This window comes from Thermovibrio sp. (genome assembly GCA_015488335.1).
GTDB lineage: Bacteria > Aquificota > Aquificia > Desulfurobacteriales > Desulfurobacteriaceae > Balnearium.
Map to the genome: position 1 here is coordinate 1 of WFNZ01000052.1, position 19,298 is coordinate 19,298.

Below are 19,298 nucleotides of genomic sequence, written 5' to 3' on the forward strand. Positions count from 1 at the left end.
CTCTCTTTCCCAATCTCTCTGCTACCTTCTCTAATGCATGGAGCTCTCCCTCAGACTCAACGTTGACCATTAAAATCTCTCTTTCAAGGGAAAATAAGAGCTCATCTTCCCTCTTTCCAACCCCTGCAAATACAACCTTTTTAGGGTCAATTCCCGCAGTTAAAGCTCTGAAAATCTCCCCCATAGAGACCGTATCTGCTCCGGCTCCAAGCTCCTTTAAGACCTTTAAAACGTGGACGTTTGAGTTTGACTTGACGGCAAAACAGGTTGTGTGGGGAACGCCTGAGAAAGCAGAGTCAAACTCGTTAAACCAGTGTTCTAAAGCTCCTCTGCTGTAAACGTAAACTGGAGTTCCGATAGATTCTGCAACTTCTTTTAGAGAAACCCCTTCAAAGCAGAGCTCCCCGTTTTTGTATCCCAGCTTCGGGTAAATCTCCTTCATTTAACCACGCTCCTCTTCTCTTTTGCTCTCTGGAAAAACTCTTTAAGCCCTTCTTTATCCTCTTTCTCTATGAGTTTTTCAACCTCCTCAAGAGCTGCTTTAAAGGTTTTCAGCGAGTTTAACAGGTTTTCCCTGTTGGCTATGCAGATGTCCCTCCACATTATCGGATCGCTCATGGCTATTCTGGTAAAGTCTTTGAAACCGCCGCCAGTATAATCAAAAAGGTTCGTCTTTACCTCTTCTGAAAGTCTATCTATTGCTGAAACTATTGAGTAGGCAACAACGTGGGGCAGGTGGCTCACAGCTGCAAAGACCCTGTCGTGGTAAAAGGGATCCATCTCTACAATCTCGGAGCCTAAGTTCCTCCAGAGTCTCTTTACTTTCTCAAGGGCTTCTGGATCTGTTCTCTCCGTTGGAGTTACTATGAACTTTGCGTTTACAAAAAGGTTCTCAACTGCGTTCTCAACTCCCGATTTCTCCGTTCCCGCTATCGGGTGCCCACCAACAAAGGGGGCTACTCCCTCAAGGAGTTTTTCGCACTTTATTACAAGCTCTCCTTTAACGCTTCCAAGGTCTGTTACTACAGTTCCCTTTCTTATGTAGGGTTTTATCTGCTCTATAACGGTTTCATAAACTCCAACAGGGGTTGCTATCACAACAAGGTCTGCACCTGAAACGATTGAGTGTTTTATGCTTCCCCTATCTATGAACTCAAGCTCTAAGCCTTTCTCAATGGCTTCAGGGTTTATATCTACGGCCGTTATCTTTCCGGGAAAGCCTTTGAGCTTAAGATTCAGCGCAAATGAACCACCTATGAGCCCCAGTCCTATTATGCAGATTTCATGAAAGTCCCACTCCAAGGGAGCTCTCCTTAAAGGTTTTTAAGTGCTGTCAGAATTTTACAGGAGTTTTCAAGTGCAGAGATGTACATAAGGGCTTCTTCCGGCGTTTTCCCTGCTGCAAAAGGACCGTGGCTGTAAACAACGGCAACAGAGGTTTCTTTAAGCACTTCCGAGAGCTTTTGGGCGACCTCTGGTGAGGAAACAACTTTTTGGGCTTTTACAACGGGGACTTCACCTAAAAGGAGCTTTCCTTCTGAATCTGCAGGGACTATTTTCTCGGTTTTCAGTGAACAGGCAACTGTAAACGGTGAGTGGGTGTGGAGAATCGCTTTAACGCTTTTGTTTGCTCTATAAATTGCTCTGTGAACAACCAACTCCATAGAGGCAAACCTGTCAAGTGCCGGATTCTCTTCTAATGTTGTTAGAACGAAATCCTCTTCTTTCAGGTAGCCTAACATTTTTCCTGAGCGCTTTATCAGAATGTTTTTCCCAATCCTCATGCTGATGTTTCCACCGTGGGTATCTGTAAGACCTGCTTCAAAGGCGATTCTTCCTACTCTTATTAGCTCTTTCCTCTCTTTCAGGAAAGGAACCATTTTTCCTCCAAATGAAAAGGCCGCCAAAAGGCGGCCTCTTTTGTGTTTAGTAGAGATAAAACTTTACTTCTTCCTCTTTCTCAACCTCTCCATAGCTATCTGGATACTGGCCCTTAATCTGTCTATTGCAATTGCCAGTTTTGTTATCTCGTCTTTAACCTCTTCCTCTTTCAATCCTCTTACTCCAAGGTCTAAGTCAAGTTTTCCAACGCTGATATCGTGGGCTGCCTGTGTAAGTTTTTCAATTGGTTTAATTATCTCGTTTTTGGCAAAGTACCAGAAGATTATGAATGCTAAGAGGAGTGCCAGGACGTTCCAGATATCTACCATTTTCATGGCTGTTCCTATAAGGCTTGGTGGAACGATTATTACGCTGATGATTCCACGGAGCTCCCCTTCTTTGTACCCAGAGGCCCTCTTGAAAGCCTCTTCTCCATACTTTGCAATAATGGCCTTCTTGAAGATAGGATCAACCTGATCAGGGGTTCCATGACACTTTAAACAGCCTTTTTCAACCTTGAGGGCTTTTGCAAAACGGAACTTATCTCCGTCCCATCCCCAGTACTCTCCAGATGAGTTTCCTTTCTTAAGCTCTTTCTTTATTTCTCTTATAGCTTTTGCTTCCCATTTATCCGGTTTGTCTGTAGGTGATAGATACCTATCTGAAACTGCTTTAAAGCTCCAGCCGTACTCTATGTTTGTTAGCTCTGAAAGTTCCCTCGTTGCCAGAGCCGGGTTGTGGGCGTAGAAGTGGACTTCATCTAAGTTCTGGAGCTCTTCTCCTGTCCTGTAGCTTTTTAAAACACCGTTCTGGGCATCAAGTGCAACGAGGTAGCCGGTATCGGGGTTGTACTTGTCTTTCGTCCATACAGTTCCAAAGCCTGCTATCCAACGTCTGAAGATAATAACCTGTTGTGCAATTAACCTACCTTCTTTTATAAGCTGTTGCTGGTAATTCTTGTCAAGGAGGTGGAGGAAGGAAGCAGTTGCAAGTGCAACAACTATTATGAAAACGATGAGAACTTTTTGTGAAATGCTCAGATTTTTAATTCCCATCAGCTCCTCCTCTCAACAAGAGTGTTATCTCATCCTTTAACCTCTCCCTGCAGCTCTCCCCCTCTATTAGGCATGTGTCTGGAATTTTCTCTATCAGGTTTTCAACGAAAGTGTCTATCATATTGACAGGAAGCTTTGTTATTTCCATATCTTCAAATGTTTCCTCAACTAAGAACTCTCCCATAGGTCCCATTGCTTCCACCAACAGTTCCCTTATTTTCTCAAAGACTTCTGGGTTAACGAAGCCTGTTTTTTCCTCTGTCTCTTTTTCTTTTGTTGTCGGTTTGGAAATTTCCTCTGCTTCCCTGATGAATCCTTTTTCTTTTAAAGCGTATATCTTTTCCAGTCCGCTCTTAAAAGATTTTGCTCCGTGAAAGATGGCTTTTGCAAGGTTATTTCCTTTAGATATGAGGGAGATAAGCTTCCAGCTTTCCGGATCTATAGTCACCGGTTCTCCTATGTCTTCTGAGAGTTCAAATACGGGGTTTCTCTTAAAGAGCTCCTTAAGTTTTTCTCCCATTTCATCCTGTTCTTTTGTGAAGTCCATCATAACAGCAATAGTATCTATCTCTTCTATGGGTTCTGTTTTTACTTCTTTCTCCAGGAAAGAGAACCTTCCCTTTTCCCACATTGCAATGTAGTGGAGGATAAACTTTACGGCTTCCGATAGGGAGATTTCTCCTTTTCTTACTCTTTCCTTCAGCTCTTCTAAGAACGGGACGTTGGTTTTGAAGTTTATAACTTTCCCATCCTTCAGCTGTAGAGTTATACTTTCTCCATTGCTGTTGAGGAGAACCTCACCAGTTTTCTTCCCGATGCTTACTATCTGGAGCAGATCAAGAATTTCTGAGTAGGAGGAGAAATCGCCCCTCAGTTCCATGGTATCTCCCAGTATTACTTCGGTGTTAGAATAATCCTAACACATATACCAGTATAGGAGAAGTGGGAAATGGCAGTTTCCTACAATGAGGATGTTAAACTGGGTAATTCTGTTTTTCACGTTCAAACAGAGTACTACAAAAAGAGCGGTAAGGTTGTTTCAAACATCTTTAAAGACGGCCTTTCTATAAAGAGGTTAGAAAAGAGTGTTGAAGAAGGAGCAGATGTTGATTCGGCTGTTGCTCAGTTTCACAGTTATGTTGTAGAACGTCTCAGGAGCAGCGTTAAAAAGAGAGTTTCTCAGAAGAAAGGAGTTCTTTCTATTTCTGATTCTGTTAGGGAGGAGCTCCTCAACGTTCTTAACCCATACTTCGGTGTTGCCTCTTCTTTTGTTATAGATGAGGCTCTTTCACATTCTGGAAGTGTTGATGATTTTCTTGATAACCTTCTTGAAGGATTACCGAGTAATATTAGAGATGCACTTAGTGAGAAACTCTCGTCCCTCCTTCCTTCAATTTCGGTTTCCCAGGTGCCTTTAGAGGAAAAGGGCGGTGTAGAGCCAGAAGAGTTTACCGAAGAGAAAAAGGAGAAAGCCCTTAAGATACTCTCAGATTATTTTGGAATAATGTCCCTTTCAGTTCTGGAAGATGCCCTTGAAGAGTGGAAAAGCGGAGACTACAGTGAGCTTGTAGAGCTCATAGTTTCCCACCTGAATGATGAGAAGGAGAGGGAAGAGCTCTACCATAGACTTATGTTTCTATAAACTCAGGATTGAAAGATCTATTAACTTTTTCAGAAAAGAGTTTCAGAGATTGTAGCTCTTTTTCCGAAAGGTGAAAGTTAAGACATTTAAGGTAATTTTCACAGAGTTTTTCCGGGAGATTTAGTTCAGGAGCATATTCTCTGCAAATATCAGGATAGTGTTTTTCTCCATAATCCCTTGATTCTATAAGTTTTCGGTAAAATTTTACTACTTCCTCTTTTTTTCGGCTATAGCTCTCTCTTCTTACTGCCCATAGTGCAAAAACAAATGGAAGTCCGGTCAGGTTAAACCACTCCTCTGCCAAATCGTAAACAAAGGGAAACTTTTTCATCTTCATCAGCTTCAGGGCATCATCACCTATTGCCAGAACTGCCCTGGGGTTCCGCGGCAGTGTATTCTCTTTCAACGAGTAGTAGTAGAAGTTTGGTTCAACACCGTAGACCTCTCTCAGGAGATACTTGAGGAGCTCCTTTGAGGTCATGGAGCTCCGTGTTATCCAGACATCCTTCCTGTGGAGCTGGTGGATGGGGACAGTTGAGAGGAAGAGGACGCTTACAACCCTCTTCTCTGCAGAGATTGAAAGGTCTGGAAGTAATAGGTATTTCTCGCTGTTCTGGATATACTCGTAGGAGGAGATTACAGAGATGTCTAAAAATCCTTCGTTTAGCAGTCTGTTGAGCTCAGATGGAACGTCCTCAACAAACTCCACCCCGGAGCTATCAACAACTCCTTTTATAAAGCCATAGTAGACGGGAACGGTGTTCAAGTATTCAATCTTTCCAACCTTCAGCATCCCTTCTTCAACCTCTCTAAAGTCCTGCAGACCGAGCAGACAGGAGCCGTTGTCGGCATTCCGCACACCTCACACTCGTTAAGCTCAAGTTGCTCTTTAAGCTCTTTCTCAAAAATGGGCTTTGCCTTTTTCAGGAACTCCTTGTAGAACCTGAGCTTCGTTCCGGGCATTTCGTGTTCTAACAGTGCTAAGGCCTGCTTGTATATTTTTGAAGTGGCCTCTTTTGCGTTGGGGCAGCCGGTTTCCATATACTCAATTCTGTTAAGAATTGCGTAGCTTACTGTCTCCTTTTCCGTCAAAAAGCAGAAAGGTTTAACCTTCCTTGCAAATCCTCTCTCTTCAGGGAGAACGGGATACTGCCTTCCTAAATAGCCTATCTCCCACCTCATAGTGTTTGACAGGAGGAGGGCCGACTCGTCGTCTAAGTTGTGTCCCGTTGCAACAACCCTGAATCCTTGTTCCTTAGCGATTCTGTTCATCAGATACCTCTTGAACGTTCCGCACACAGAGCAGACGTCTCTCCTCTTTGCCCCTTCAGCTATCTCCTCTATCGTGTATCCGAACTCCTCCTTCAGGTTAAAGACAATGAGAGGCCTTCCTATCCTCTCTGAGAACTTCCTGCAGACTTCAAGTGATTTTTCTGAATACTCCCAACCTTTTATTCCGAGGCTTATGTGGATTCCGTAGGTTTCGTATCCTAACCTGTGGAGTGCTAACCAGAGCGAGAGGCTGTCTTTACCTCCTGAAACGGCTACGGCAACCTTCTCCTTCCTTGAGAACATTTTGAACTGCTTTACGGTTTTCTGAACCTGCCTCTCAAACCACTCTATGAAGTGTTCTCTGCAGAGGGCTAACCTGTGGTGCCTTAGGTATATAACTGCTTTTGTCCTCTTTCCCTTTGACTTACAGATCTTGCAGAGCATTCCTTACCTGCTTTTGAGTTTTGAACTATTCTATCAGCCCTTTATCTCCTTCAGGGCCTCTTCAATCTCTTCAACGGTTGCCGTTGCCGTTCCCAGTTTCCCTACAACTATTCCTGCCGCAAGGTTTGCTATTTCTCCGGCTTCAACGGGGGTTGCCCCGGCTGCCACCGAGAGGGCAAAGGCGCTTATCACGGTATCCCCAGCTCCTGTAACGTCAAAGACCTGCTTTGCCCTTGTAGGAATGTGCTTAACGCTGTTTTTCATAACTAAAGAGAGACCTTTTTCGCTCCTTGTGATTACAGCGTAGTCAAGTTTGTACTTCTCTATCAGCCGTTTCCCGGCTTCTTCTGCCTTTTCATCAGTGTCAGGTAAAACTTTAACTGCTTGAAAGGTCTCCTTTATGTTTGGTGTCATTGCAGTAACTTCCTGGTAAAGCCTGAAGTTCTTCTCCTTCGGGTCTAAGAATACTGGAACTTCCCTCTTTATCTTCCCTGTGTGTTTGAAGAGCTCCCTCGTTACTACCCCTTTGCCGTAGTCTGAGATTACAACTGCATCAAACTCCCTGTAGTGGTTTAAGAGGAAAGAGATAACCTCTCTCTCTATCTTTTCCGGCAGGTAGTCTCTGCTTTCCCAGTCAACCCTTAGAAGCTGCTGTGAGCCGGCGATTATCCTGGTCTTCCTAGTTGTTGGCCGTGACGTATCGGTTATAAGGGTTTCCGTTTCTACCCCTAAGTTTTTAAGGAGCTCCCTTAACCTCTCCCCTGCCTCATCCTTTCCAACAACTCCTAAGGGGACTGCTTTTCCTCCCAGGGATTTAATGTTGGCAACAACGTTTGCAGCTCCGCCGGGTCTGAGGGTAACTCCTCTTGCCTCAACAACGGGAACTGGGGCTTCTGGAGAGATCCTCTCAACCGTTCCCTTTATATACTCGTCAACCATAAAATCGCCGATTACAAGGATTCTCTTGCCAGTGAAATTCCTGAGAATTTCCCTTCTAAACAAGGCCTTCTCCTTTAAGGCTTACAAACGTTTCTCTTCCAAGGATTATGTGGTCCAGAACTTCAATTCCAAGGAGCTTTCCAGCTTTTAAGAGCTCCCCTGTAATGGCAACGTCCTCCCTGCTGGGGGTAGGATCCCCAGACGGGTGGTTGTGGAAGAGGATAACGGCCTCGGCAAGGTCTCTAACAGCAGGGCTGAAGACCTCTTTCGGGTTGACTGCAGTTTTCCCGGTTCCTCCAACTGAAACGACGTGGACGTTTATGAGAAAGCCCTTCCTGTTGAGGGTCATAATTCCAAAGTGTTCGGTCTCTTTGTGGGAAAAGGGTTTCAGAATTTCAAAGGCCTCCTCGGGAGAGGATATCCTCTCCTTCCTGCTCCCCTTTACCCTCCTTGAAAGCTCAAAGGCGGCCTTCAGCGTTATGGCCTTTGCCCTTCCAAGCCCCTTAAACGAGCTCAGCTCCTCAACCGACGCTTTTGAGAGGTTCTCCAAACCCCCGAAGTGGTTAAGGAGCTCCCTTGCAAGGTCAACAGCGTTCTTCCCGCTGGTTCCGGTCCTCAGGAGAATGGCAATGAGCTCTGAGTCTGTAAGGTTTTCCGCCCCTATCTCTAAGAGCTTCTCCCTTGGCCTGTCAGACGGGGGGAGCTCCTTCAGTCTATACCTCAAGCCTTCAACTCCCTTAAAACCCTTGCACACCTTTCACAGACGTCCGGATACTCCTCATCTTTCCCAACGGTTTCGCTGTAGATCCAGCACCTCTGACACTTCTCCCCTTTGGCCCTTTCTGCCAGAGCTTTAACTCCTTTAACGTCTTCGCTCTCAACTGCCGTTTCCGGCGCCTCTTCAAGGGGAAGAACCTCCGCCTGGGAGGTGATGAAGATGTAGGGGAGCTCCTCCTCATACTCCTTCAGGAGCTTGTAGTCCTCTTCACCTGCATAGACCTTAACTGAAGCCTCCAGGGAGTGGTTTATGAGCCCATCCTTCCTTGCAACTTCCAGAGCCTTGTTTACAACCCCTTTAACTTCAATGAGCCTGTTCCACTTTTTAAGTATTTCCTCGTCAAGCTCCTCACACAGTGGCGGGAACTCCTCTAAGAAGACCGATTCCTTCTCAGCCCCCGGAATGTGGCTGTAGGCCTCCTCTGCAGTGAACGAAAGGATTGGAGCAATTAAAGTTGTGAGGCCGTAGAGTATTCTGTAGATGGCCGTCTGGGAGCTCCTCCTCTTCTTAGAGTCGGGGTGCTCACAGTAGAGGGCGTCTTTACTTATGTCTAAGTAGATTGAGCTGAGCTCAACGGAACAGTACTCGTAAACTCTTCTGAATACCCTGTTGAACCTGTAGCTGTTGTAGTCGTTGACAACGTCGTTCACAACCTGCTGGAACCTGTTTATCGCCCACCTGTCAATTTCGGAGAGCTCCTCGTAGGGGAGTGCCTTTTCTGGGGTGAAGTCTGAGAGGTTCCCAAGCATAAACCTTATGGTGTTCCTAATCTTCTTGTAGGCATCGCTCACCTTTTTGAGGATGTTGTCTGAAATCCTCACGTCCTCTGTGAAGTTCTCACTTGCAACCCACAGCCTTAGAATGTCTGCACCGTATCGTTTAACAACGTCTAAGGGAGATATAACGTTCCCCAGAGACTTGCTCATCTTGTAGCCCTTCTCGTCTAACGTAAAGCCGTGGGTGAGGACTGAGCGGTAGGGAGCTCTCCCTCTCGTTCCGCAGGACTCTAACAGGCTTGCCTGGAACCAACCCCTGTGCTGGTCTGAACCTTCCAGGTAGAGGTCTGCAGGCCAGGAGAACTCCGGCCTCCTCTCAAGGACTGCAGCGTGGGAAGAGCCTGAGTCAAACCAGACGTCTAAGATGTCCATCTCCTTCTCAAACTCGTTTCCGCCGCACTTGGGACAAGTAAAACCTTCAGGCAGGAGTTCTTCAGCGCTTTTCTCATACCAGGCGTCTGCAGATTCCTTCTCAAAGATCTCTGCAACTCTGTCTGCAATCTCCTTGGAGTAGATGACCTCGCCGCACTTCCTGCAGTAGAAAGCAACTATCGGAACGCCCCAGATCCTCTGCCTTGAGATGCACCAGTCGGGGCGCTGCTCAACCATGTTCCTTATCCTTACCCTTCCCCACTCTGGAATCCACTTAACCCTGTCAATTTCAGAGAGGGCAACCTGCCTGAGGGTTGGCTCTCCCCTGTCCATTGCGATGAACCACTGGGGAGTTGCCCTGAAGATTACTTTCCCTTTACACCTCCAGCAGTGGGGGTATGAGTGGGTTATCTTACCTGCGTATAAGAGGTTTCCGAGTTCCTTCAGCTTCTCAATGATTACGCCGTTTGCCTTCCATATTTTCATTCCCTTCAGCCACTGGGGGGCCTCATCTGTAAACCTTCCGTAGTCGTCAACGGGAACTAAAACGGGCAGTTCGTACTTCAGCCCAACTTGGTAGTCCTCCTCACCGTGGCCGGGAGCAATGTGGACAAGTCCCGTTCCCGTATCAGATGCAACGTAGTCTGCGAGAACAACCCTTCCTTCTCTCTCAACGAACGGGTGGGTGTAGGTTATCCCCTCAAGCTCAGTTCCCTGAACTTCCTTAACTACCTCACCTTCAATTCCCGTCTTCTCTTTAAAGTCCTCAAGGAGGGGCGTTGCAACAACGTAGTGTTTCTCGCCGGACTTCAGGATTGAGTAGGGGAGCTCCGGGTTAACGGCAACAGCAACGTTTGCAGGAAGTGTCCAAGGTGTTGTTGTCCAGATTACTAAGTAGGAGTCCTCAGGGAGAACACCTTTTCCGTCTTTTACCTTAAACCCCACGTAGATTGAGGGAGAAGTCTCATCTCCGTACTCAATTTCAGCTTCAGCCAGCGCCGTAACACAGCTTGGACACCAGTAAACCGGTTTCTTGGCCCTGTAGACGAGCCCCTTTTCGTAAAACTTCCCGAGCTCTCTAACAATATCTGCCTGATATTTTGGATCCATAGTTATGTAGGGGTTTTCCCAGTCCCCAACAACTCCCAACCTGATAAACTCTTCCCTCTGGGTGTTGACCCACTTCTCTGCGTATTCCCTGCAGAGTTTCCTCACCTCTAACGGGTCAACCTCGTCTTTCCTCTTCTTTATCTTCTTAAAGACAGCTCTCTCAATCGGCAGGCCGTGGCAGTCCCAGCCGGGGACAAAAGGAGTCTGGTATCCCTGCATCGCCTTAGACTTGACGACAATGTCCTTCAGAATTTTGTTGAGGGCGTGGCCTATGTGGATGTGGCCGTTGGCGTATGGAGGGCCGTCGTGGAGTATAAACTGGTCGTCGCACCTGTGCTCTTCAATCAGTTTCCTGTATAGGTTAAGCTCCTGCCATCTCTTTAACGTTTCGGGCTCCTTTTTGGGTAAGTTTCCCCTCATTGGGAATGCCGTTTTTGGAAGGTTCAGCGTCTCTTTGTAATCTTTACCGCCCATAGGGTTCCTCCTGAGAAAAGTGGCTCTATTTTATCAGAGTTGAAATATAATTCAGGCCGAAATTCTATGTCTTAAAAGGCGGGAAGATGAAAGAGATTGTCAAAGAGAGGGTGGTAGAGGCTGTTAGAGAAATCTACGGGGAAGATGCGGTTTCTGTTGTTGATAGGGCTTCGTTTGAAAAGCCCAAGAGAAAAGAGTTTGGAGACCTTGCAACAAACGTTGCCTTTCTCCTTGCAAAAACTTTGAAACAGCCTCCAAGGGCTATAGCTGAAGAGATTGTAAGGGTTTTAAGGGGAAGGGGAGACTTTGAGAGCGTAGAGGTTGCAGGTGGCGGATTCATAAACTTTAAGCTCTCCCAGTCCCTCTATACAGAGATTTTAAAGTCTGTAGTTGAGACAGATTTCTACGTTTCAGACATTGGAAAAGGTGAGAGGGTTCTCCTTGAGTACGTCTCTGCAAACCCAACAGGTCCCTTACACGTTGGCCACGGAAGGGGAGCCGTTGTCGGAGACGTTCTCTACCGCATTATGAGGCTTACGGGCTACAGGCCTGAGAGGGAGTTCTACGTAAACGACGCCGGCAGGCAGGTAAAGCTCTTAGGACTCTCCATCTACCTTAGGGCCAAAGAACTTAAAGGTGAAAAGATAACCCTTCCAGAGGACGCCTACTCCGGTGAGATTGAGATATGGAGCAGGAACTACATAAGAGAGCTTGCAAAGAGACTCTTAAAGCTAAAGCCAGACCTTTTGGAACTGCCGGAAGATGAGGCCGTTGAGGTAGCTGCAGAGTTTGGAAAGGAGGAGCTCCTCAAACAGATTCAGGAAGACCTGAAGGAGCTCCGTGTTGAGTTTGACAGCTGGTTCAGTGAGAGGGAGCTCTACGAAAAAGGCGAAGTTGAGCGGGTTTTAAAGATTTTAGAGGAGAAGGATTACATCTACGAGAAGGACGGAGCTCTCTGGCTAAAGACAACCCTCTTTGGAGACGATAAAGACAGGGTAGTCCGGCGCTCAAACGGAGAGTTTACCTACTTCGCATCAGACATTGCCTACCACTACAACAAGATAGAGAGGGGCTACGACAGAGGGATAGACATCTGGGGAGCAGACCACCACGGCTACATACCAAGGGTTAAGGCGGCCATTGCAGCCCTCGGTAAAGACCCGGACTGGCTTGAAGTTATCCTCATTCAGCTTGTTAAACTCTTCAGGAACGGTGAAGAGATAAAGATGTCAAAGAGGAAAGGGAACTTTATTCCCCTTAAATGGCTTATGGACGAGGTTGGAGTTGATGCTGTTCGTTTCTTCTTCCTGTTGAAGCGCCACGACACCCCTCTTGACTTTGACTTAGACCTTGCTCTTTCTACAAAAAGCGAAAATCCGGTTTATTACGTTCAGTATGCCCACGCAAGGCTCTGCAGCGTTCTTGATAAAGCGGAAGAGAGGGGATTTAGACCTTCGGCCGACCATCTGAACCTTTTGAACACAGAAGAGGAAAGAGAGCTTATACTTAGGTGCTACAGCCTGAAGTACGAGCTTCAGCAGGCAGCTTTAAAGAGAGAACCCCACAGACTTACCTACTACTTGATAGAGCTCTCCTCTGCACTCCACAGGTTCTACAACAAACACAGGGTTGTAGACAGTGAAAACGGAGAGCTTACCTCTGCCAGACTCTACTTAGTTGAAGGAGTTAGGAAAACCCTTGAGGTTGGTCTTGGTATATTAAACGTTAAAGCACCGAGGAGGATGTAATGGAAGGAGAGAGGAGGGTCCAGATTATTATTGCCGTAATTGCCGCTGTTCTACTTGCTTTTGCCTACGGCGTGGGCTACTACGTAGGGAAGGGAACAGGTATTGAGGAGGAGAAAAAGGTCTGCGAGATTCAGAAGAGACAGCTTATTAAGACCCTTTCCCGAATAACGCCGGTTTCAAGGCCTGAGCCTGTTGAGGAGAAAGTTGTGGGAGCTCCCCCTCTGAAAAAGGAGAAGAAACAGGAAGTTTCCACTTCAACAGCTGTGGCTTCAAAGGAAAATAATGGGAAAGCTCAAAAGGAAACAGTTTCCGAAAATCAGAAAGTTAAAACTGAAGAGAAAACCCAGCAGGAGGTTGTGGCTTCTAAGGAAGCTGTAAAGAAAGAGCAACAGGTAAAAACGGAAAAGCCAGTTATTCCTGTGGTTGAAAGTAAAGTTCAGAAAACAGAGCCGGTTAAGAAGACTGCTGTTTCTGAAAGTGTTGTTTCTAAACAGGAGAGAAAACCTGGAAAGAGATACTACCTTCAGGTTGGTATATTTAGGAACAAGGTTAATGCAGTTAAGCTGGCTCAGGAACTAAACAGTAAAGGTTTTCAGTCAAAGACCGTTTTTGGAAAGAGATACGTAAAGGTTATTGTTGGTTACTACGATTCTCTTCACCAGGCGAGGGTTGTTCAGAGGGAGCTCCGCTCAGCAGGGTTTGATTCAGTCCTTAAGTGGAGGAAGAATTGATAGACACCCATGCCCACCTCCACTTTCCCCAGTTTGATAAAGACAGGGAAGAGGTAATAAAGGAGTGTGAGGAGAAGTTAGACGCCGTTATAACCGTTGGCTGCGACCTTGAAGATAGTAGAAGAGCAATAGAGGTTGCCCAGCAGGGGAAGAACATCTATGCCTCCGTTGGTATCCATCCCCACGAGGTGAAAAACTACTCTGAGAAAGACTACGAGAAAATTATAGAGCTTGCAAAGAGCCCTAAGGTTGTTGCCCTTGGAGAGATGGGGCTTGACTTCTACAGGAACCTCTCTCCAAAAGAGAAGCAGTATGAAATCTTCCTGATGCAGATTGAAGCGGCGAAAGAGCTAAACCTTCCTGTAATAATCCACACCCGAAACGCTGCAAAGGAGATGGCAGAGTTTATAAGGAAACACTTTAACGGCGTTAGAGGAGTTATCCACTGCTTCAGCGGAGAGAGGGAGCTCCTTGAGGCAGCGTTAGACGCAGGCCTCTTCATCTCATACGCAGGCCCCGTTACGTATCCGAAGAACGAGGAGCTCCGCCAGACCCTCAAGTTCGTTCCATCCTCAAGGCTACTAATTGAAACCGATTCACCTTACCTTGCTCCTCAGCCCGTTCGGGGGAAGAGGAATAAGCCCACCTACGTAGCCTACACTGCAATGACGGTTGCAAAAGTTTTAGGCCTCTCCTTTACAGATGTAGACAGAATAACCACTGTAAACGCCAAAAGGCTTTTCAACCTGCCAATGAATCCCGAAGAGGAGAAAGAGAGGCTCGTCTACCAGGTTGGAGATAGGCTCTACATAAACCTTACAACCAAGTGTCCCTGTAGCTGTAAGTTCTGCTTCCGAGGAACGGAGAACTACATACTCGGCTACAACCTGAACCTTTCAAGGGAGCCGATAGCCGAAGAGTACATGTACCGAATAAAGAACCCGAAAGTCTACAGTGAAATCGTCTTCTGCGGCTACGGTGAGCCCTTTGAGAGGTATGAGACTCTGAAAAAAGTTGCAGAGTGGATAAAGAAGTTTGCAAAAGATGTTCCTGTAAGGGTGGATACCTGCGGGCTGGCATACTTGATAACGGGAAACAGGAACATCTTGGAAGAACTGAAAGGACTTGTTGATACATTCAGCGTCAGCGTTAACGCTTCAAGCCCTGAAGAGTATTACAGGGTTGTCCGTCCGAAGTTTGGTGAGAAGAGCTGGGAGGAGCTCCTTTCATTCATAAAAGATGCAAAGGAAAAAGGCTTTAACGTTTTAATCACTGCCGTTGACTACCCGGGGTTCAACAAGCAGGCCTTTGAAAGGTTTGCCAGAGAGCTTGGGGTAAACTTTAAGATAAGACCATTTAAGAGGTTCAAGCCTTGGGAAGAGTAGTTCGGTTTACGGTTTCAATAGACGAGAAACTACTTGAGAAGTTTGATGCCTTTATAGATGAAAAGGGTTACGTAAACAGGTCTGAAGCTGTAAGGGATTTAATCCGCTCAGCCCTTATAGAGAAAGACTTAAAGCCCGACAGCTTCGCCTTTGGAACCCTTACAATCGTCTACGACCACCACCAGAGAGAGCTTGTTGAAAAGATTACAGAGATTGAGCACAGCTACCTTAATAACATCATTTCAACAATGCACATTCACATAGACCACCATCACTGCTTAGAGATAGTTGCTGTTAAAGGAAAGGTTAGAGAGATAAAAGAACTTGCAGATAGAATTTCTTCTCTTAAAGGAGTTAAACACGCAAAGCTTGTATTTACCGGCGTTGAACCTTAGAGGAAACTGTCTATATTCCCGTTGGAGTAAACAGATTGGGAGGTAAAGATGGCTGGCCACTCCAAATGGGCAAACATTCGCCATAAAAAGGCGGCTCAGGATGCTAAAAGAGGAAAGATTTTCACGAAACTTGCAAGGGAAATAACTGTTGCTGCAAGGGAAGGGGGCGGAGACCCTGAATCCAACCCCAGGCTCAGGGCTGCAATAGAGAGGGCACGTAAGTTCAACATGCCGAAAGAGAACATAGAGAGGGCCATAAAGAGGGGAACGGGAGAGATAGCCGGAGAAACCTTTGAGGAAGTTACCTACGAGGGTTACGGCCCCGGTGGAGTTGCAATAATTGTTAAGTGTTTAACCGATAACAGGAACAGAACAGCTGCGGAAGTCAGACATGCCTTCTCAAAACACGGGGGAAACCTTGGAACTTCCGGCTGCGTCTCCTGGATGTTTGAGAGGAAAGGGATTATTGTTGTTCCCGGAGATAAGTATGATGAGGAGACTGTAATGCTTGCGGCCCTTGATGCAGGGGCAGATGACGTTGTTTCAGAGGATGGAAAGTTCATCGTTTACACCCAGCCTTCAGAACTTGAAACTGTGAGGAAGGGTCTTTTAGATGCAGGAATTGAGATTGAAGAGGCAAAGCTTGACCTGATTCCAACGACCACAACGAGAGTTGAGGGAGATACAGCCCTTAAAGTTCTGAAACTGCTTGAAGCCCTTGAAGACCTTGATGACGTTCAGGAGGTCTACTCCAACTTTGACATGCCGGAAGAGGTTATGAATAATGCGTAAATTCTTGATTCTTTTTCTTCTCCTTTCCCTTCCGGCTTACGGTGGAGATTTAAAGAATATGGTTGAGAGGGAGTCTTCTTTTCTCTCTTCCTGCTCTTTTTCTTCAACTTCCTGTGATACTCTGCTTAACATTCCCTGGGATAAGCCATCTTTTCAGTTCTGGCTCTCTTACTACAGGAACAGGTGGAACAGGGTAAAACTCCTTTCGCAGGTTGACTCCTTTAAAGTCCTCTACCCCACAGTTAGGAAGATCTTTCGCCGCTACGGGCTTCCTGAAGATCTCTCACTCCTTGCCATTGTTGAGAGCAACGGGAACCCGGCAGCCGTTTCAAAGGCTGGAGCTGCAGGCCTCTGGCAGTTGATGCCGGGAACTGCCAGAAAGTTAGGACTTAAAGTAAACTGGCTGATAGATGAGAGGTTTGACGTTGTTAAATCCACTATTGCTGCTGCTAAGTATTTGAAGGAGCTCCACTCCCTCTTCCACCGCTGGGATCTGGCCATAGCCGCCTACAATGCAGGCCCTGGAACGATAGAGAAGCGTTTAAAGAGGCTTGGAGCAGACCAGTTCTGGGATCTAACAAAACTTCCAGATGAAACCCTTGAGTATGTTCCAAAGTTTTACGCTGTTCTCTCCGTTGTTAAGTCCTCTAAGGTTCTTAAAGAGAATTCATCTAACAATTTGGTAACAGTTAAAGTAGCTTCAAGGACTACTCTTTCAAGGGTTGCAAGGGCTTTAAAGGTTCCATATTCCGTTTTAAAGAGGTTCAACAAGCAGTTCCGAAGGGGCATAGTTCCGGCAGGATACTATGTTTATCTACCTTCCCGTTCTATTAAAAACTTTAAGGTGTTAAGGTATGCGAAAAACTCTAAAGTTTACGTTTACGTTCCTAAAAGAAGAGAGAAGCTCACAGTTATAGCCCGCCGGTTTGGTGTCCCTGCTAACTTTATAAAAAAATTAAACAGTCTTAGATATAACGTTGCCTTTAAAGGCCAGCCTCTTGTCATTGTGAAGTTGGGAGAAAAGAGAGAGAATGGAAACAGTTAGAGAAACCGATACGGTTATCCTTTTTGACCCGGAAAAAGGAAAAAAGTATTTCTTGAACCTTTCCCTTACCAAGGGGAAGTTCAACACGGAAAAGGGAGAGATTGATCTATCTCAACTTGTAGGAAAACCCTACGGTTCCGCCGTAAAAACCCACAAAGGGCATACCTATCTTCTCCTGCCCTCTACACTTTACGAGTTCATAATGTTCAAGCTGAACCGTTTGACCCAGATCGTTTACCCAAAAGACGCTGCCTACATACTCTTAAGGCTTGACGTTAAGCCGGGAGACACGGTTGTTGAGAGTGGAATTGGAAGCGGAGCTCTCACTGCCGTTTTTGCCCAGGCTGTTGGTGAAGCGGGAAAGGTTATCAGCTATGAAAAGAGGGAGGAGTTCATAAAAAACGCCCTCTCAAACCTGCGGAAAGTTGGGCTTGATTCAAGGGTTGAGGTAAAACACAGGGACATTTCAGAAGGGTTTGACGAGGAAGAGGAGGCAGATGCCCTCTTTTTGGATGTTAGGGAACCCTGGCTTTATTTAGATAAGGCCTACTCTGCCCTGAAGCCTGGTAGGTTTCTGGGGATTTTAGTTCCAACTGCCAATCAGGTCATAGAGACTCTTAAGGTTTTAGAAAGTATGCCGTTTATAGACTTAGAGGTTTCAGAGATTCTCCTGAGGAAGTATAAAACTGTTCCAGAAAGGTTCCGGCCTGAAGACAGGATGCCAGCCCATACAGCTTATCTTATATTTGCAAGAAAAATACCGGAGGGGAACTTTTAAATGGGAGGGCTTGAAATACTAACCAAGTCGGGGATTGTTGGCTATACCATATTTGCCCTTTCAGTTTTTGCACTGGCAGTGGTTATAGAGAAACTTTTAACACTCAGAGTGGGAAAGCTTATTCCTAAGGAAGACCTCAAACTTCTCCTTGACTTTCTCAGACAGGGAAACGTTGGAGATGCCGTTGAGCTCTGTAAGAGGAGGAAGAGTTTCCTCTCTCTCATTGTTCTTGATACTCTGAGGAACCTTGGGGAGCCGACCAAGGAGAACTTCCTCAACGCCTTTGAAGTAAGTGCCAGAAGGCGGTTTACTGAGCTTGAAAGGGGAATGGTTCTCCTTGCAACAACTGCCGCAATCTCCCCCCTTTTGGGTCTTCTTGGAACTGTTCTTGGAATGGTAAAGATATTTGGGGTTTTAACTGGAGGAGGAGCTATAGGGAGCCCCCAGCAGCTCTCTGCCGGTGTGGCAGAAGCCCTTTTAACAACTATTCTGGGTCTTATTGTGGCAATTCCCGCTGTTGTCATGTTCAACTTCTTCAATAAAAAGCTTGACAAGATAGCAGCTGAAGTTGAAGCTGCAGGTGTCCTTCTTGCCAACAACTTTAAGGGGCTCAAGTAGTGAGGGTAGCAACCTGGAACGTTAACTCTATAAGGGTTCGCCTTTCATTAGTTCTTAACTGGCTTGAAGAGACAGAAACAGACGTTCTGGGAATGCAGGAGATTAAGGTTGAGGAGGACCTCTACCCCTACTCATCTTTCAAGGAGACCGGATATACCTGCGAAGCCCACGGACAGAAAGCCTACAACGGCGTTGCAGTCTGCTCTAAGAGAGCTCTCCAGAAAGTAGTTAAAGGGTGGCCCGACGGCGAGGAAGATGAGAAAAGGATAATTACAGCTTACTTCAAGGATTTCACACTTGTTAATGTCTACGTTCCAAGAGGAGGTGAGAGGGGAACGGAGAGGCACGCCTATAAGATCTACTTCCTCACAAAGCTAAAAGTTTTCCTTACAGAGAACTTCTCCCCCTCAGATCCCTTAATTGTTTTGGGGGACTTCAACGTTGCCCGTTCGGAAATAGATGTTTACGACCCGGACATCTGGAAAGGAAGGCCGGGGTTTATGGACGACGAGAGGGAAGCACTTGAGGAATTACTCTCCTTTGGGCTTTATGACCTTTTCAGGGAGAAGAACCCTCAGCTACAGAAGTTCAGCTGGTTTGACATAGAGACCGGTGCTTTCTCAAGACACAGGGGATTGAGGATAGACTACATCTTTGCCACAAAACCTCTGCTTGATGCCTGTTTAAAGTGCGATATTGATTACAACGCCAGGAAGAAGAGAGATAATCTATTACCTTCAGACCACGCTCCTGTTTACGCTGAGTTCAGAATTTAGGCGTATACGCTGATGGAGCTCCCACCGCCTACGTTCTGATTCAGGGAGTTTATCAGAGTCATTATTGTCTGATACATAACTTCCTGAGCCTTAGACATTGCGAAAAGCCCTCTTATCTCGCTTAGAGCTCTCTTCCTCATCTCCTCAGGCATCTTCCCAAGGAGTGAGATTACCTGTTTCATCTGGTCTTCAGGTAGCCGTTTTAAAAAGTTCAGCTGGCCGGAAGACTGGAAGTTCGGGTAGAATAAAGAGTATCCGTAGTTTCCTACCTTTCCTATCACAATTTC

The 19,298-nt window shown here is 46.2% G+C and carries 21 protein-coding genes; 10 read left to right on the forward strand and 11 right to left on the reverse strand.

Features of this window, described 5'->3' with window-relative positions:
* The 5 genes from F8H35_RS06225 to F8H35_RS06245 form a co-directional block, all read right to left on the reverse strand.
* On the reverse strand, positions 1 to 442 hold a 442-nt coding region (locus F8H35_RS06225), incomplete at its 3' end, for a diaminopimelate decarboxylase family protein (RefSeq protein ID WP_472572677.1).
* Positions 439 to 1,302: a prephenate dehydrogenase gene (locus F8H35_RS06230; RefSeq protein ID WP_472572678.1), complete on the reverse strand. Its 864-nt coding sequence runs from the start codon at positions 1,300 to 1,302 to the stop codon at positions 439 to 441. The genes F8H35_RS06230 and F8H35_RS06225, both read right to left, overlap by 4 nt.
* An 11-nt stretch (positions 1,303 to 1,313) precedes the next feature.
* A complete protein-coding gene (locus F8H35_RS06235; protein ID WP_472572679.1) occupies positions 1,314 to 1,880 on the reverse strand; it encodes a class II aldolase/adducin family protein in 567 nt (188 codons plus the stop codon).
* A 63-nt stretch (positions 1,881 to 1,943) separates the two neighbouring features.
* Positions 1,944 to 2,936: a c-type heme family protein gene (locus tag F8H35_RS06240; RefSeq protein ID WP_472572680.1), complete on the reverse strand. Its 993-nt coding sequence runs from the start codon at positions 2,934 to 2,936 to the stop codon at positions 1,944 to 1,946.
* Positions 2,926 to 3,816 (reverse strand): DUF4388 domain-containing protein, encoded by an 891-nt coding sequence (locus F8H35_RS06245; RefSeq protein ID WP_472572681.1) that lies wholly within the window; start codon positions 3,814 to 3,816, stop codon positions 2,926 to 2,928. The genes F8H35_RS06240 and F8H35_RS06245 overlap by 11 nt, the downstream gene beginning before the upstream one ends.
* 69 nt (positions 3,817 to 3,885) lie before the next feature.
* Between F8H35_RS06245 and F8H35_RS06250 the strand changes: the two genes are divergently transcribed.
* Positions 3,886 to 4,578, forward strand: coding sequence for a hypothetical protein (locus tag F8H35_RS06250; protein ID WP_472572682.1), 693 nt, complete (start codon positions 3,886 to 3,888; stop codon positions 4,576 to 4,578).
* On the opposite strand, the gene F8H35_RS06255 is transcribed toward F8H35_RS06250, so the two are convergent.
* From F8H35_RS06255 to ileS, 5 genes are read right to left on the reverse strand one after another with little or no spacing between them, the layout of a single operon-like run.
* On the reverse strand, positions 4,565 to 5,371 hold the full coding sequence (locus F8H35_RS06255) for a menaquinone biosynthetic enzyme MqnA/MqnD family protein (RefSeq protein WP_472572683.1): 807 nt from the start codon (positions 5,369 to 5,371) through the stop codon (positions 4,565 to 4,567). The two genes, F8H35_RS06250 and F8H35_RS06255, sit on opposite strands and share 14 nt — an antisense overlap.
* A complete protein-coding gene (locus tag F8H35_RS06260) occupies positions 5,365 to 6,294 on the reverse strand; it encodes a TIGR00269 family protein (RefSeq protein ID WP_472572684.1) in 930 nt (309 codons plus the stop codon). The genes F8H35_RS06255 and F8H35_RS06260 overlap by 7 nt, the downstream gene beginning before the upstream one ends.
* A 33-nt stretch (positions 6,295 to 6,327) precedes the next feature.
* The gene (gene rfaE1, locus F8H35_RS06265; RefSeq protein ID WP_472572685.1) at positions 6,328 to 7,296 is read right to left on the reverse strand and encodes a D-glycero-beta-D-manno-heptose-7-phosphate kinase; all 969 of its coding nucleotides are present in this window, start codon (positions 7,294 to 7,296) and stop codon (positions 6,328 to 6,330) included.
* Complete coding sequence (gene radC, locus F8H35_RS06270; protein ID WP_472572686.1) at positions 7,289 to 7,957, reverse strand: RadC family protein; 669 nt, start codon at positions 7,955 to 7,957, stop codon at positions 7,289 to 7,291. Before radC ends, rfaE1 begins: the two co-directional genes overlap by 8 nt.
* Complete coding sequence (ileS, locus tag F8H35_RS06275; protein WP_472572687.1) at positions 7,954 to 10,743, reverse strand: isoleucine--tRNA ligase; 2,790 nt, start codon at positions 10,741 to 10,743, stop codon at positions 7,954 to 7,956. The genes radC and ileS overlap by 4 nt, the downstream gene beginning before the upstream one ends.
* A gap of 86 nt (positions 10,744 to 10,829) precedes the next feature.
* On the opposite strand from ileS, the gene argS reads away from it, so the two are divergent.
* From argS to xth, 9 genes are read left to right on the forward strand one after another with little or no spacing between them, the layout of a single operon-like run.
* Positions 10,830 to 12,491 carry an arginine--tRNA ligase gene (argS, locus tag F8H35_RS06280; protein ID WP_472572688.1) on the forward strand — a complete coding sequence of 554 codons (1,662 nt, stop codon included), beginning with the start codon at positions 10,830 to 10,832 and terminating at the stop codon, positions 12,489 to 12,491.
* Positions 12,491 to 13,222 carry an SPOR domain-containing protein gene (locus F8H35_RS06285; RefSeq protein WP_472572689.1) on the forward strand — a complete coding sequence of 244 codons (732 nt, stop codon included), beginning with the start codon at positions 12,491 to 12,493 and terminating at the stop codon, positions 13,220 to 13,222. The genes argS and F8H35_RS06285 overlap by 1 nt, the downstream gene beginning before the upstream one ends.
* Positions 13,219 to 14,607: a YchF/TatD family DNA exonuclease gene (locus F8H35_RS06290; RefSeq protein WP_472572690.1), complete on the forward strand. Its 1,389-nt coding sequence runs from the start codon at positions 13,219 to 13,221 to the stop codon at positions 14,605 to 14,607. The genes F8H35_RS06285 and F8H35_RS06290 overlap by 4 nt, the downstream gene beginning before the upstream one ends.
* Positions 14,595 to 15,002, forward strand: coding sequence for a nickel-responsive transcriptional regulator NikR (gene nikR, locus F8H35_RS06295; RefSeq protein ID WP_472572691.1), 408 nt, complete (start codon positions 14,595 to 14,597; stop codon positions 15,000 to 15,002). Before F8H35_RS06290 ends, nikR begins: the two co-directional genes overlap by 13 nt.
* A 48-nt stretch (positions 15,003 to 15,050) precedes the next feature.
* Positions 15,051 to 15,794, forward strand: a complete 744-nt coding sequence (locus tag F8H35_RS06300; RefSeq protein ID WP_472572692.1) for a YebC/PmpR family DNA-binding transcriptional regulator — start codon at positions 15,051 to 15,053, stop codon at positions 15,792 to 15,794.
* On the forward strand, positions 15,787 to 16,839 hold the full coding sequence (locus F8H35_RS06305; RefSeq protein ID WP_472572693.1) for a lytic transglycosylase domain-containing protein: 1,053 nt from the start codon (positions 15,787 to 15,789) through the stop codon (positions 16,837 to 16,839). The genes F8H35_RS06300 and F8H35_RS06305 overlap by 8 nt, the downstream gene beginning before the upstream one ends.
* Positions 16,826 to 17,617, forward strand: a complete 792-nt coding sequence (locus F8H35_RS06310; RefSeq protein WP_472572694.1) for a tRNA (adenine-N1)-methyltransferase — start codon at positions 16,826 to 16,828, stop codon at positions 17,615 to 17,617. Before F8H35_RS06305 ends, F8H35_RS06310 begins: the two co-directional genes overlap by 14 nt.
* Entirely contained in the window at positions 17,618 to 18,235 is a 618-nt protein-coding gene (locus tag F8H35_RS06315; protein WP_472572695.1) for a MotA/TolQ/ExbB proton channel family protein, read from the forward strand. It abuts the gene before it with no gap.
* Positions 18,235 to 19,011, forward strand: a complete 777-nt coding sequence (gene xth, locus F8H35_RS06320; protein WP_472572696.1) for an exodeoxyribonuclease III — start codon at positions 18,235 to 18,237, stop codon at positions 19,009 to 19,011. The genes F8H35_RS06315 and xth overlap by 1 nt, the downstream gene beginning before the upstream one ends.
* On the opposite strand, the gene F8H35_RS06325 is transcribed toward xth, so the two are convergent.
* Complete coding sequence (locus tag F8H35_RS06325; RefSeq protein ID WP_472572697.1) at positions 19,008 to 19,292, reverse strand: hypothetical protein; 285 nt, start codon at positions 19,290 to 19,292, stop codon at positions 19,008 to 19,010. The genes xth and F8H35_RS06325 overlap by 4 nt on opposite strands.
* Positions 19,293 to 19,298 lie beyond the last annotated feature (6 nt).